This is a genomic window from Stutzerimonas zhaodongensis (genome assembly GCF_003696365.1).
GTDB lineage: Bacteria > Pseudomonadota > Gammaproteobacteria > Pseudomonadales > Pseudomonadaceae > Stutzerimonas > Stutzerimonas zhaodongensis.
Window position 1 is genome coordinate 59,528 of record NZ_RFFM01000004.1, and the last position, 13,657, is coordinate 73,184.

A 13,657-nucleotide genomic window follows, 5' to 3' on the forward strand; every position below is an offset into this window, starting at 1 on the left:
ACTGGTCGCGCACTGCTTCAATCGAATGAAAGTATTTCCCGCCGGCGATAGCCGGATTCTGCCACCTGTCGAGTCGAATACATGAAGGCATCCTCGCACCTGGAAAACCGTAGCGTCGTTGTCATAGGAGCGGGGCCATCCGGGGCTATCGCAGCCGCCCTGCTGAAGCGTAAGGGGCACGATGTGCTGATCATCGAACGGCAGCAGTTTCCACGCTTTTCGATTGGTGAAAGCCTGCTGTCGCACTGCCTCGATTTCATCGAGGAAGCCGGCATGCTAGAAGCCGTGCAGGCTGCCGGCTTCCAGACCAAGCACGGCGCCGCCTTCGGCTGGGCTGAGCGCTATACGGAATTCGATTTTCGCGACAAATTCACCGAAGGGCACGGCAGCACCTACCAGGTTCAGCGCGCTGACTTCGACAAACTACTTGCCGACCAGGCCGAACTGCAGGGCGTTGAGATCCGCTATGAGGAGGAAATCATCGCCGCTGACTTCTCGGCTGCACGTCCCCGACTGCAGGTGCGCTGCCAGGACGACCGCGAATATTCGGTAGAAGCGGACTTCGTTCTGGACGCCAGCGGCTATGGCCGCGTCCTACCGCGCCTACTCGAACTGGAGGCGCCATCGAGCTTTCCGCTGCGTCGCGCGGTCTTCACCCACATCGAAGACAACATCGACGATCCGCATTTCGATCGCGAAAAGATCCTCATCACGACCCATCCCGAATTGCGCGATGTCTGGTACTGGACGATTCCATTCAGTAACGGCCGCTGCTCGCTGGGTGTAGTCGCCAGCGCTGAACGTTACGAGGATCGCCCTCTGGATCTGGACGCCTGCCTCAAGGAGTTGGTACTCGAGGCGCCCAACCTCAAGCGGATTCTCAAGCACGCCAAATGGGACACCCCGGCCCGCCTGATCGGCGGCTATTCGGCCAACGTCAAGACCCTGCATGGCCCGGGTTTCGCTCTGCTTGGCAATGCCGCCGAGTTTCTTGATCCGGTGTTCTCTTCCGGCGTGACCATCGCAATGCGCTCGGCGAGCATGGCGGCCTCGGTTTTACACCGCCAGCTGACGGGCGATGCGGTTGACTGGGAGACCGAGTTCGCCGCGCCGCTCAAACGCGGCGTGGATACCTTCCGGACCTATGTGGAGGGCTGGTACGACGGCAGCTTTCAGGACGTTATCTACTACGAGCGCGCCCAGCCGGAAATCCGCCGGATGATCAGTTCGATTCTAGCGGGCTACGCCTGGGATGCCCGCAACCCGTATGTCGCCGAGCCCAAACGCCGTTTGCGCGTGCTGGCCGAACTGTGTGCCTCCCAGGAGACGGCGTGAGGGTTCAGCCATGAGGCCGTTGAGGCGTCATGTGCCCCGGCTGGGCTGGCTTTTCCTGGCACTGCTTCTGGCCGCCTGCGCGCGGCAGTTGCCGCTGCCAGCGCAACCCCCGCAGCTGGAGCTGCCGATGCAACTGCATGTGCAGCGCCGAAGCGCAGAGCAAACACAGGACTGGCTGCTGGTTATCCAGCGGGAAGAGGATGCATTGCGCTGGTCGCTGCTCGACCCGCTGGGCATTCCGCTGGCGCGCCAGCTGTTATCGGACGGCCGCTGGAAAGCCGACGGGCTGTTACCGCCTAACGCCGAGGCGCGTGAATTGTTCGCCGCATTGCTGTTCGCGCTCAGTCCAGCCGAGGGGTTGGGCGAACTCTATGCCGACAGCCACTGGACCGCCGATGGAACCCGCTCACTGAAAAACGGCGCGTCAGACTGGCGGGTACGGTATGGAAAAAACGACCGTTTCGATCTCGACGTCGGAGCAACGCTGACCTATGGTGTCGCCCCCATCGCGACAGCCGGAGCCCGCCACTGATGACCGCCTACCTGAATGCCCTCGGGGTGATCTGCGCACTCGGCCGCGGCCAGGCCGAGGTCGCACGTCGCCTGTTGGCAGGCGACGTCTCAGGCATGCAGCTCTATCCGCAGCTTGTCGCGGGGCGCCAACTGCCGGTGGGGGCGGTCATGGGCGAACTGCCCTCGCTAGAAGGAGCCGCACCGCGCCACGTCACACGCAACAATCAACTGCTTCTGGCTGCCGTCGAGCAGATCGATAGCGAACTCCGGGAAGCGATGGCCCGCTTTGGCCCAGCGCGCATCGGCGTGGTCCTGGGCACCAGTACTACCGGCATTCAGGAAGCAACGCTGGGCATCACCGGGTTGGTACGCGAGGGACAACTGCCTGCCAGCTACCATTACGGCCATCAGGAGCTTTGTGCACCGGCAAGCTTTCTCAGTGAGCGACTGCTGCTCAGCGGGCCCAGCTATTCGATCTCTACCGCCTGCACCTCTAGCGCGCGTGCACTTCTCAGCGCAAAGCGGTTATTGGAGGCTGACATCTGCGATGCGGTCATCTGTGGCGGGGTCGACACCCTCTGCGACTTGACCCTGCAGGGGTTCAGCTCACTGGAAGCCACCAGTGAACACATCTGCAATCCCTTCTCGGTCAACCGCGACGGCATCAATATCGGAGAGGCGGCGGCGGTCTTCCTGATGACCCGTGAACAGGCTCCGATCGCTCTGCTCGGCGCAGGCGCCAGCTCTGATGCCCACCACATTTCGGCGCCTGACCCACAGGGCCTGGGCGCCATGCATGCCATGCGCAAAGCACTGAACAGCGCGGCGACGCAGCCCGACCAGATCACTTATCTGAACCTGCACGGAACCGCAACCCGACACAACGATTCGATGGAAAGCCAGGCGGTCACCGCCGTCTTTCAGCACGCCGTTGCCTGTTCATCGAGCAAAGCGCTTACCGGCCACACCCTGGGCGCCGCCGGTGCGCTGGAGGCGGCTTTCTGCTGGCTCGCGATGTCCGAGCACAATCCTGCAAAGCTGCTGCCGCCACATCGCTGGGACGGGCAGCAGGATGCAGAGTTGCCGCAGCTGAACCTGATCGCGCCTGGAGTGCAGATGAAGGCGACTGGCCCGCGACGAATGATGAGCAACTCATTTGCCTTTGGCGGCAACAACATCAGCCTGATCCTGGGGGACGCAACGTGATCGATTGGCCAATAGCCGGGCTGCTGCCTCACGCAGGCGACATGATCCTGCTCGACGCGGTCGAGGCGTTCGATAGCGATAGCATCGAGGCACGGCTGCAGGTCAAACCCGCTGGCCTGTTCAACCTGCCTGACGGCAGCCTGCCAGCCTGGGTAGGCGTCGAAATCATGGCTCAGACGGTGGCAGCGTTTGCCGGCTGTCAGGCACGTCAAGCCGGACTGCCGGTAGAGCTTGGCTTTCTGCTTGGCACCCGCAGCTTCCAATGCAATGTCGCGTATTTCCCTGCCGGCAGCCTGCTGCGTATCCGTACGACTCGCTCACTGCAGGATGACAACGGAATGGGGGTGTTCGAGTGCCATCTCGACGGGCCGGGCATTCATGCCGAGGCGCGTCTCAATGTGTTCCGCCCGCCCGAAGTGGCGAGCTATCTGCAAGAGCCCACGCCATGAGCAACAGTATTTTAGTCACCGGTTCAAGCCGCGGCATTGGCCGCGCTATCGCGTTGCGCCTCGCTCGTAGCGGCCATGACGTCGTCCTGCATTGCCGTTCGCGCATGGATGAAGCACTGGCCGTTCAGGCGGAGATCCAGGCAATCGGACGCGATGCGCGAATCCTGAAGTTCGACGTCGCGGATCGCAGCGCTTGTCGCCTCGCACTAGAAGCCGATATAGAGTCATACGGTGCCTACTATGGGGTTGTCTGCAATGCCGGCCTTACCCGTGACGGCGCCTTCCCAGCACTGACCGAGGATGACTGGGACCTGGTGATGCGGACCAACCTGGATGGCTTCTACAATGTCCTGCATCCACTGACGATGCCGATGATCCGCCGCCGACAGCCCGGACGCATCGTCTGTATCACATCGGTTTCCGGCCTGATCGGCAATCGTGGGCAGGTAAACTACAGCGCATCCAAGGCCGGCGTGATCGGCGCTGCCAAAGCGCTGGCCGTAGAGCTCGGCAAGCGTCGCATCACCGTCAATTGCGTCGCACCTGGCCTGATCGATACGGACATGCTCGATGAAGATTTGCCTATCGAGGAGATGCTCAAGATGATTCCCGCTCAGCGCATGGGCACTCCGGATGAGGTGGCCGGTGCGGTCAACTTCCTGATGTCGGAAGAGGCCAGTTACATCACTCGCCAGGTGCTGGCGGTTAACGGCGGGCTGTGCTGATGAAACGCGTCGTTGTTACCGGAATGGCCGGCATCACTTCACTGGGCAGCGATTGGGTAACCATCGAAGCTAACTTCAGCGGCAACCGCAGTGGCATCCGCTACATGCACGAATGGGATAGATTCACCGAGCTCAATACCCGCCTGGCGGGCCCGGTGGACGACTTCGTGGTTCCGCCGCACTGGACCCGTAAACAGCTACGCAGTATGGGCCGTGTATCGCGCCTCTCAGTAAAAGCCGCGGAGCAGGCGCTCACGCATGCTGGCCTGCTGGATGACGCTTCGATTCGTGACGGCCGTATGGGGGTAGCCTGCGGCTCATCCACCGGCAGCACTGAAGAGATCAAAGCATTCGGCAACATGCTGCTCAATTCGGTTGCCGACGGGCTGAACGCCAATTCCTACATCCGCATGATGCCGCATACCACCGCGGCCAATATCAGCATCTTCTTCGGCCTCACCGGGCGGGTGATACCCACCTCCAGCGCCTGCACAAGCGGTAGCCAGGGGATCGGCTATGCCTACGAAGCGATCAAGTTCGGCCGCCTGCCGATGATGCTCGCTGGTGGCGCTGAGGAACTATGCGCCACTGAAGCCATGGTGTTCGACGCGCTTTATGCCACCAGCCTGAAAAATGATGCCCCACAGACATCGCCACGCCCCTATGACGCCGCACGCGATGGCCTAGTGATAGGCGAAGGTGCCGGCATGCTGGTGCTGGAGGAGTTGGAACACGCCTTGGCTCGGGGAGCCGCCATCCACGCGGAATTGATTGGCTTCGGAAGTAACGCTGATGGCCAGCACGCGACCAAGCCGGAGCAGGCAACCATGCAGCGAGCCATGGAGCTCGCGCTGGAAGATGCGGCGCTGCCGCCGGGCGCGATCGGTTACGTCAACGGCCATGGCACCGCCACCGAACAGGGCGACATCGCCGAGACCCTGGCGACTCGATCGCTGTTCGGATCAGGTATGCCGATCAGCTCGCAGAAGAGCTTTCTCGGCCATACGCTGGGTGCCTGTGGCGCCCTCGAATCTTGGTTCAGTATCGAGATGATGAACAGTGATCGGTACATCCATACGATGAACCTCGATGCAATAGACCCGCGTTGCGGCGAACTCGATTACCTCGTCGACGCGCCGCGCATCATGCAGCACGAGTACGTGATGAATAACAATTTTGCCTTTGGCGGCATCAACACCTCGTTGATATTTCGCCGCTGGAGCTGAGCTGGTTCAATCAAAACAACGGAAGGAGAACGCAATGAAGAAAAATACATGGATCAGCGCTGCACTCGTGCTCTGTGCCCTACCAGGAATCAGCCAGGCACGCGATACCACCCATTACCTTCCGTTTGACCAGGTTGTGGCTGAAGCCAGCGCTTCCGGCAAGTTGGACGGCAGTGTGAAGTTCTACTTGAGCGGCAAGACGCCGAAGGGCGCAGAGGTCGTTCGCCGCGACGTATCCACCAGCAAGAAGACCAACGCTTTCAACAAGACGGATGAAGGCGCGTGCAGCTGGGCCCTGCAATCTGCGCTTATCAGCATGCAGCAGGCTGCCAAGGCGGCAGGCGCGAATGCGGTGGTAGACATTGCCAGCAACTACAAGCACGTCGAATACAAGGACAGCGAAAAGTACGAATGCCATGCCGGCGCAATCATGGCTGGCGTCGCCATCAAGGGCAACTTGGCGAAGGTCAAGTAATCCCATGGCGCTCGGTGAGCCGAGCGCCATTGTTCACAGGTCGCATTCCGACCGTCGCCAGGCCGCACCACTCCCGAACCAATAACTGGACCCGCGAGTCAATATTAGACCCGCCACCGATTCAGGAGTCGTCATGTTCGGAAAGTCATCGCACAAATTCGAAATCAATTACATCTTCCAGAACGACCCTAGGCACCACATTATCGAGTCGGAAGAGGAAGGTATGTCCCAGGGCAGCGCTGCGCGACATCTTCTCGAACTGCACAACGGGGATGCTGAAAACAGTCTCGTGATGCCCGAAGCAGGCGCCGACGAGGCGAAGATTCTGGAACAAGCCGAAGTCATCGGCATTACTGACATTCGTGTGACCAAGCTGGTCCACGAGCATGAGCCCGGCACCACTCCGGGCCACTACCAACAGCCTTGAATGAAAAAGAGCCGCGTAATGCGGCTCTTTTCATTCGTGCAGATCAGACGTGATATTGCGCAGACAGCTCGTGCACGGCCTCGATGAAGGCGCCCGCGTGAACGGGGTCGACTTCAGGCGTGATGCCGTGCCCAAGATTGAATACATGCCCGTCGCCGTGACCGAAGCTGGCGAGGATACGCCCCACCTCAGCCCGGATGGCGTCCGGCTTGGCGAACAGGACGCTTGGGTCCATGTTGCCCTGAAGCGCGACCTTGTTGCCCACCCGCCCACGCGCATTGCCGATATCGCAGGTCCAGTCGAGACCCAGTGCTTCAGCTCCAGTATCTGCCATTGACTCCAGCCACAGTCCGCCGCCTTTGGTAAACAGAATGACGGGCACACGTCGACCATCGTTTTCACGGATCAGCCCGTCGACGATTTTCTGCATGTAAGCCAGCGAGAATTCCTGGTACGCGGCCGCTGACAGGCTCCCCCCCCAGGAGTCGAAGATCTGAACCGCCTGCGCGCCCGCCATGATCTGGCCGTTGAGGTAGCTCGTTACCGACTGCGCCAGCTTATCCAGTAGCGCATGCATCGCCTGAGGGTTCTCATAGAGCATCGCTTTGGACTTGCGGAAGTCCTTCGATGAACCCCCCTCGACCATGTAAGTGGCCAAGGTCCAGGGGCTTCCGGAAAAGCCAATAAGCGGGACGCGGCCATTGAGCTCACGGCGGATGGTGCGCACTGCCTGCATCACATAGCCAAGATCCTTCTCTGGATCAGGGATTGGCAGCGCCTCGATATCAGCCATGCTGCTGACGACTTTCTTGAAGCGCGGCCCCTCGCCTGTTTCGAAATACAGGCCCAGGCCCATGGCGTCCGGTACGGTGAGGATGTCCGAAAAGAGAATCGCCGCATCAAGCGGATAACGATCCAGTGGCTGCAAGGTGACCTCGCAGGCCAGCTCTGGGTTCATGCACAGGCTCATGAAGTCGCCGGCCTTACTGCGGCTGGCCCGGTACTCCGGCAAGTAGCGTCCGGCCTGACGCATCATCCACACCGGGGTGACGTCGACAGGTTGCTTGAGCAGTGCGCGGAGAAAGCGGTCGTTCTTCAAAGCAGTCATGTCTGGGTTCCAGCTGAAAAGTGGCGGCATTGTCGCAAAGCGGAAAACAAAAGGCACGGCGAGAGCCGTGCCTTTTATCTATAGGCTTGATTCCGATCAGGCATGTGACCAGTGCTTGGGGCCTGGTCGGGAGCAGGCGCCGATCAGACTTCCAGGTAGTCGAGAATACCTTCTGCAGCCTGACGACCTTCGAAAATAGCCGTCACCACCAGATCTGAGCCCCGCACCATATCGCCTCCGGCAAATATTTTGGGGTTACTGGTCTGGTGCTTGTACTGGCCCATCTCCGGCGCGACCACACGCCCTTGATTGTCGATCTGAACACTCTGCCCTTCGAACCAGTCAGCCGGGCTCGGACGGAAACCGAAGGCAATGACTACCGCATCGGCCGGCAACACCTCTTCTGAGCCTGGAATAGGCTCGGGGCTGCGACGGCCACGCGCATCCGGCGCGCCAAGACGGGTCTCGACTACCTTCACGCCTTCGACCTTCCCTTCCCCGACAATAGCGATGGGCTGGCGGTTGAAGAGAAACTTAACGCCCTCTTCCTTGGCGTTCTTCACTTCTTTGCGCGACCCCGGCATGTTCGCCGCATCACGCCGGTATGCACAGGTCACGCTCTTGGCGCCCTGGCGGATGGAGGTGCGGTTGCAGTCCATCGCCGTGTCGCCACCGCCTAGAACCACAACCTTCTTGCCCTTCATGTCGACGAAATCTTCCGGCGACTTTTCGAAACCAAGGTTGCGATTGACGTTGGCGATCAGGAAATCCAGCGCATCGTGCACACCAGGAAGGTCCTCACCCGGGAAACCGCCTTTCATGTAGGTGTAGGTTCCCATGCCCATGAACACCGCATCGTACTCGGCTAGCAGCTGGTCGATCGTCACGTCCTTGCCGACCTCGGTATTCAGGCGGAACTCAATGCCCATGCCGGTGAATATTTCACGGCGACGGCTAAGCACGGATTTCTCGAGCTTGAACTCGGGGATGCCAAAGGTCAGCAGTCCACCGATTTCCGGGTTCTTGTCGAATACCACAGGAGCGACGCCGCTACGCACCAGCACGTCGGCACAACCAAGGCCGGCCGGACCGGCGCCGATGATCGCCACCTTCTTGCCGGTCGGCTTGACCTTCGACATATCGGGCCGCCAGCCCATTGCGAAGGCGGTATCGGCGATGTACTTCTCCACAGACCCGATGGTGACCGCGCCGAACCCGTCATTCAGCGTACAGGCGCCTTCGCACAGGCGATCCTGGGGGCATACACGGCCACAGACTTCCGGCAGCGTGTTGGTCTGATGTGCCAGCTCAGCCGCCGCGAGAATGTTCCCCTCGGAAACCAGCTTGAGCCAGTTGGGAATGTAGTTGTGGACTGGGCACTTCCACTCGCAATAGGGGTTGCCGCAACCCAGGCAGCGATGAGCCTGCTCACAAGCCTGCTGCGGCTTGAAGGGTTCGTAGATCTCGACAAATTCCTTCTTGCGCTGGCGCAGCAGCTTTTTCTTCGGATCCTTGCGCCCGACTTCGATGAACTGGAAGTCGTTATTCAGACGTTCAGTCATTTCAAAACCTCTTTGCGGCAGCCGCAAGCTCAAGGCTGCTAACTGCGTGACAATCACGGAGCGGGGCCGGCCTCTGGCCTAAAGCCGAGGCACGCCGCTTGAATCTGCTTTTTATTGGGGGTTGGCCCGAGTGGTCGACAGCAGCGTCGCCAGGTTGGCTGCTTTGGGCTTGACCAACCAGAAGCGGCGCAGGTAGTCGTCGAGATTGTCCAGAAGCGTCTCGCCCCATGCACTGCCGGTTTCAGCCACGTACTCGCGCAGCACCTCTTGCAGATGGCTCCGATGAGCCTCCATCGACTCTCCGGTGATGCGCTGCAGGTTGACTAGTTCGTTGTTAACCCGGTCGACAAAGCTGTTGTCCATGTCCAGAACATAGGCAAAGCCGCCGGTCATCCCGGAGCCGAAGTTATAGCCAGTCTTGCCGAGGACGCAGACGAAACCGCCCGTCATGTATTCGCAGCAATGATCGCCCGTGCCTTCCACGACCGCATGCGCGCCGGAGTTCCGTACCGCAAAGCGCTCACCCGCAGTACCAGCAGCAAACAACTTGCCGCCAGTGGCGCCGTACAGGCAGGTATTACCGACGATGGCCGAATGCTGCGACTCGAAAACACTGCTCTTGGGCTGGGTGATCACAAGCTTGCCGCCAGTCATGCCCTTGCCGACATAGTCGTTGGCATCACCTTCCAGATACAGGTGCAGGCCACCGGCGTTCCAAACGCCAAAGCTCTGACCTGCAGTGCCTTTGAAGCGGAAGGTGATCGGCGCATCCTTCATGCCCTGGTTGCCATGCAGCTGAGCGATCTCGCCGGATACTCGCGCCCCGATGGACCGGTCACAGTTACAGATATCGAGCTCGAAGTCGGCACCGCTCTTTGAGTCGATGGCCGAACGCGCAAGCTTGACCATTTCCTCAGCCAGCAAGCCCTGATCGAAGGGCGGGTTTTTCTCGACCTGACAAAATTGTGGTTTGTCCGCCGGAATGTGATCGCTGCCGAGCAGCGGTGACAGATCCAGATGGTTCTGCTTGGCGGTTTCACCGGGCAGCAATTCGAGCAGATCGGTACGCCCTATAAGCTCTTGCAGGCTGCGCACGCCCAACCTTGCCAGCCACTCGCGGGTTTCTTCTGCCACGAAGGTGAAGAAATTGACCACCATGTCGACCGTGCCGATGAAATGGTCTTTGCGCAGCTGTTCGTTCTGCGTTGCCACGCCCGTGGCGCAGTTATTCAGATGGCAGATACGCAAGTACTTGCAACCCAAAGCGATCATTGGCGCGGTACCGAAGCCGAAGCTTTCGGCACCGAGGATCGCAGCCTTCACCACATCGAGGCCGGTCTTCAGACCACCATCGGTCTGCACTCGTACCTTGCCGCGCAGATCGTTGCCGCGCAGGGTTTGATGGGTCTCAGCCAAGCCAAGCTCCCAAGGCGAGCCTGCATAGCGGATCGACGTCAACGGTGAAGCGCCCGTACCGCCGTCGTAGCCGGAAATGGTAATCAAATCGGCGTAAGCCTTGGCGACACCGGCTGCAATGGTGCCAACGCCAGGCTCAGCCACCAGCTTGACTGAAACCAGCGCCTTGGGATTGACCTGCTTGAGGTCAAAGATCAGCTGCGCGAGGTCTTCGATGGAATAGATGTCGTGGTGTGGAGGCGGTGAAATCAGCGTAACGCCAGGCACCGCATAACGCAGCTTGGCGATCAGACCGTTGACCTTGCCACCAGGCAGCTGACCTCCCTCACCGGGCTTCGCACCTTGAGCGACCTTGATCTGCAGCACTTCGGCATTGACCAGATATTCAGGGGTGACACCAAAACGGCCCGTCGCCACCTGTTTGATCTTCGAGCTGCGCTCGGTGCGGTAACGCGAAGGATCTTCCCCACCTTCACCAGAGTTAGAGCGCGCACCGATGCGATTCATCGCAGCTGCGATCGCCTCATGGGCTTCGGGTGACAGTGCCCCAAGTGAAATACCCGCTGAGTCGAAACGCTTGAGGATTTGATCGAGCGGCTCGACTTCTTCAAGCGCCAGCGGTTGATCAGAGACCTTCAACTTGAGCAGGTCGCGCAGCATCGCGGCCGGACGTTGGTCAACCAGCGCGGTGTATTCCTTGAAACGGTGGTAATCACCTTCCTGGACCGCGACTTGCAAAGCTGCAACCACATCCGGGTTGTAGGCGTGGTATTCGCCGCCGTAGACGAACTTCAGCAGGCCGCCCTGCTGGATCGGCTTGCGCACGCTCCACGCTTCCACCGCGAGTGCTTTTTGCTCCGCCTCAAGATCAACGAAGCGCGCACCTTTGATACGACTGGCTACACCACGGAAACTCAGATCGACAACCTCGTCTGCGAGGCCGATCGCCTCGAAGAGCTGGGCACCGCGGTACGACGTGATGGTGGAAATGCCCATCTTCGAAATGATCTTCAGCAGGCCTTTGGAGATGCCCTTGCGGTAATGCTTGAAGACCTCATATAGATCCCCCAGCACCTCACCCGTACGGATCAGATCGCCAAGCACCTCGAACGCTAGGAACGGATAAACCGCCGTGGCGCCGAAGCCGAGCAGTACTGCGAAATGATGTGGATCACGGGCGGTCGCGGTTTCAGCCAGGATGTTGCAATCACTGCGCAGCCCGGTTTCGATCAGGCGGTGGTGGACCGCACCGACCGCCAGAGCCGCATGAACCGGCAGCTTGCCGGGCATGATGTTGCGGTCGCTGAGGATCAGCATGACCTTCCCGCCACGCACGGCTTCTTCAGCCTGATCGGCGATATTCCGCACCGCAGCTTCGAGGCCGATGGATTCGTCGTAGTTGAGATCTATCAGCTCCCGCCCGAAGCCTGGGCGGTCGAGCTCCATGATCGTCCGCCACTTGGCCGGCGAGATCACGGGCGTGGTCAGGATCGCGCGATTAGCGTGATCCGCTGTCTCTTCGAAGACGTTGCGCTCGGCACCCAGGCAGGTCTCGAGCGACATGACGATGGATTCACGCAACGGGTCGATGGGCGGGTTGGTAACCTGCGCGAACTGTTGGCGGAAATAGTCATATGGCGAACGCACGCGCCGCGACAGCACGGCCATAGGTGTGTCATCACCCATGGACCCCACGGCTTCCTGCCCCTGCTCGGCGAGCGGACGCAGCACCTGATCACGCTCCTCGAAGGTGACCTGGAACATCTTCATGTATTGCTTGAGCTGGTCCGCATCGTAGAACGCCGACCCATGGTCGTTATCGTCGAGCGTTGACTGGATGCGCAGCGCATTTTGCCGCAGCCACTTCTTGTAGGGGTGCTGTGATTTCAAGCGGTTATCGATGTCATCCGTATGCAGTACCTGACCGGTCTGCGTATCGACCGCCAGAATCTGACCGGGCCCCACGCGCCCCTTGGCAATGACGTCTTCGGGTTTGTAGTCCCAGACACCCACCTCAGACGCCAGGGTGATGTAGCCGTTCGTGGTGGTTACCCAGCGCGCAGGACGCAGGCCGTTACGATCAAGCAAGCAGATCGCGTGGCGGCCATCGGTAAGCACCACACCTGCGGGACCGTCCCACGGCTCCATGTGCATGGAGTTGAATTCGTAGAATGCACGCAGATCGGGGTCCATGGTTTCGACGTTCTGCCAGGCCGGCGGAATGATCATGCGCAGCCCACGGAACAAATCCATGCCGCCGGTGACCAACAGCTCCAACATGTTATCCATGCTCGAGGAATCGGAACCTGTGCGGTTGACCAGCGGATCCAGGCTTTCCAGATCCGGCAACAATTCATTGGCAAATTTCAGGCGGCGCGCCTGAGCCCAGTTGCGGTTACCGGTGATGGTGTTGATTTCGCCATTGTGGGCAAGGAAACGGAACGGCTGAGCCAACGGCCATTGCGGCATCGTATTAGTGGAGAAGCGCTGGTGAAAAACGCAGATGGCTGTTGCCAGTCTCTCGTCGCCGAGATCCGGATAGAACTGCGCCAGATCAGCCGGCATCATCAGGCCTTTGTAGATGATGTCCTTGTCGGAAAAGCTGCAGACGTAGAACTCTTTGTCACCAGCCAGCGCGACCTCTGCACGGCGGCGGGCAAAGAACAGCCTGATGCCGAAATCACGCTCGGACAGCCCTTCGGCCGAGACGAACACCTGCTCGATGCGTGGCAGACGCTCGAGAGCCAACCGGCCGAGGACAGCGGTATCGATCGGCACTTCGCGCCAACCGACAAGAGTCAGCCCCTGGGCCGCGATCTGCTCGTTGAGACTGGCGCGGCCCGCGTCCGCCTTGGCCGCATCCTGGCTGAGGAACACCATCCCGACGGCATAGAGTTCAGGCAGATCGGCACTGAAGTGCTGTCTAGCCATGGCGCGCAGAAAGGCGTCGGGCTTCTGCATCAGCAGGCCGCAACCATCGCCAGTTTTTCCGTCGGCGTTGATGCCGCCACGGTGAGTCATGCAGGTGAGGGATTGAATGGCAGTCTGAAGCAGGTGATGGCTTGCCTCGCCCTGCATGTGGGCGATCAGACCGAAGCCGCAGTTATCCTTGAACTCTTCAGGACGAAACAGACCTGCTCTCATAGGCACTCCACCAGCTAAATGCGTTGTAAATCAACCCCTTATTGACGGCGCACAGAATCGCCCCGTCATAC

The 13,657-nt window shown here is 60.1% G+C and carries 11 protein-coding genes; 8 read left to right on the forward strand and 3 right to left on the reverse strand.

The genetic code is table 11. The annotated features are described in order from the left end of the window. Window positions 1-81 precede the first annotated feature (81 nt). The 8 genes from EA797_RS15990 to EA797_RS16025 all read left to right on the forward strand — a co-directional run bounded on the left by EA797_RS15990 (window position 82) and on the right by EA797_RS16025 (window position 6,356). Window positions 82-1,335 carry an NAD(P)/FAD-dependent oxidoreductase gene (locus EA797_RS15990; RefSeq protein WP_122166983.1) on the forward strand — a complete coding sequence of 418 codons (1,254 nt, stop codon included), beginning with the start codon at window positions 82-84 and terminating at the stop codon, window positions 1,333-1,335. 10 nt (window positions 1,336-1,345) lie between these two features. Beyond that, window positions 1,346-1,867 carry a DUF3261 domain-containing protein gene (locus tag EA797_RS15995; protein WP_122166985.1) on the forward strand — a complete coding sequence of 174 codons (522 nt, stop codon included), beginning with the start codon at window positions 1,346-1,348 and terminating at the stop codon, window positions 1,865-1,867. After that, on the forward strand, window positions 1,867-3,054 hold the full coding sequence (locus EA797_RS16000; protein WP_122166987.1) for a beta-ketoacyl-[acyl-carrier-protein] synthase family protein: 1,188 nt from the start codon (window positions 1,867-1,869) through the stop codon (window positions 3,052-3,054). The genes EA797_RS15995 and EA797_RS16000 overlap by 1 nt, the downstream gene beginning before the upstream one ends. After that, window positions 3,051-3,503: a hotdog family protein gene (locus tag EA797_RS16005; RefSeq protein ID WP_122166989.1), complete on the forward strand. Its 453-nt coding sequence runs from the start codon at window positions 3,051-3,053 to the stop codon at window positions 3,501-3,503. The genes EA797_RS16000 and EA797_RS16005 overlap by 4 nt, the downstream gene beginning before the upstream one ends. After that, window positions 3,500-4,228, forward strand: a complete 729-nt coding sequence (fabG, locus tag EA797_RS16010) for a 3-oxoacyl-ACP reductase FabG (RefSeq protein ID WP_122166991.1) — start codon at window positions 3,500-3,502, stop codon at window positions 4,226-4,228. Before EA797_RS16005 ends, fabG begins: the two co-directional genes overlap by 4 nt. Beyond that, window positions 4,228-5,454 (forward strand): beta-ketoacyl-ACP synthase, encoded by a 1,227-nt coding sequence (locus EA797_RS16015; RefSeq protein WP_122166992.1) that lies wholly within the window; start codon window positions 4,228-4,230, stop codon window positions 5,452-5,454. The genes fabG and EA797_RS16015 overlap by 1 nt, the downstream gene beginning before the upstream one ends. A 34-nt stretch (window positions 5,455-5,488) precedes the next feature. Further along, window positions 5,489-5,929, forward strand: coding sequence for an excinuclease (locus EA797_RS16020; RefSeq protein ID WP_122166994.1), 441 nt, complete (start codon window positions 5,489-5,491; stop codon window positions 5,927-5,929). A gap of 133 nt (window positions 5,930-6,062) precedes the next feature. After that, window positions 6,063-6,356 carry a hypothetical protein gene (locus tag EA797_RS16025; protein ID WP_122166996.1) on the forward strand — a complete coding sequence of 98 codons (294 nt, stop codon included), beginning with the start codon at window positions 6,063-6,065 and terminating at the stop codon, window positions 6,354-6,356. Between the two features lie 43 nt (window positions 6,357-6,399). On the opposite strand, the gene hemE is transcribed toward EA797_RS16025, so the two are convergent. The 3 genes from hemE to gltB all read right to left on the reverse strand — a co-directional run bounded on the left by hemE (window position 6,400) and on the right by gltB (window position 13,586). Beyond that, on the reverse strand, window positions 6,400-7,464 hold the full coding sequence (gene hemE / locus EA797_RS16030; protein ID WP_122166998.1) for a uroporphyrinogen decarboxylase: 1,065 nt from the start codon (window positions 7,462-7,464) through the stop codon (window positions 6,400-6,402). Between the two features lie 143 nt (window positions 7,465-7,607). After that, the gene (locus EA797_RS16035; protein ID WP_122167000.1) at window positions 7,608-9,026 is read right to left on the reverse strand and encodes an FAD-dependent oxidoreductase; all 1,419 of its coding nucleotides are present in this window, start codon (window positions 9,024-9,026) and stop codon (window positions 7,608-7,610) included. Window positions 9,027-9,137: 111 nt separating this feature from the next. Then, a complete protein-coding gene (gene gltB / locus EA797_RS16040; protein ID WP_122167002.1) occupies window positions 9,138-13,586 on the reverse strand; it encodes a glutamate synthase large subunit in 4,449 nt (1,482 codons plus the stop codon). Window positions 13,587-13,657 lie beyond the last annotated feature (71 nt).

What these genes read in the sequence shown, in the direction of transcription:
- EA797_RS15990 (WP_122166983.1), top strand. Translation starts at nt 82, where the DNA reads ATGAAGGCATCCTCGCACCTGGAAAACCGTAGCGTCGTTGTCATAGGA.
- EA797_RS15995 (WP_122166985.1), top strand. Translation starts at nt 1,346, where the DNA reads ATGAGGCCGTTGAGGCGTCATGTGCCCCGGCTGGGCTGGCTTTTCCTG.
- EA797_RS16000 (WP_122166987.1), top strand. Translation starts at nt 1,867, where the DNA reads ATGACCGCCTACCTGAATGCCCTCGGGGTGATCTGCGCACTCGGCCGC.
- fabG (WP_122166991.1), top strand. Translation starts at nt 3,500, where the DNA reads ATGAGCAACAGTATTTTAGTCACCGGTTCAAGCCGCGGCATTGGCCGC.
- EA797_RS16015 (WP_122166992.1), top strand. Translation starts at nt 4,228, where the DNA reads ATGAAACGCGTCGTTGTTACCGGAATGGCCGGCATCACTTCACTGGGC.
- EA797_RS16020 (WP_122166994.1), top strand. Translation starts at nt 5,489, where the DNA reads ATGAAGAAAAATACATGGATCAGCGCTGCACTCGTGCTCTGTGCCCTA.
- EA797_RS16025 (WP_122166996.1), top strand. Translation starts at nt 6,063, where the DNA reads ATGTTCGGAAAGTCATCGCACAAATTCGAAATCAATTACATCTTCCAG.
- hemE (WP_122166998.1), bottom strand. Translation starts at nt 7,464, where the DNA reads ATGACTGCTTTGAAGAACGACCGCTTTCTCCGCGCACTGCTCAAGCAA.
- EA797_RS16035 (WP_122167000.1), bottom strand. Translation starts at nt 9,026, where the DNA reads ATGACTGAACGTCTGAATAACGACTTCCAGTTCATCGAAGTCGGGCGC.
- gltB (WP_122167002.1), bottom strand. Translation starts at nt 13,586, where the DNA reads ATGAGAGCAGGTCTGTTTCGTCCTGAAGAGTTCAAGGATAACTGCGGC.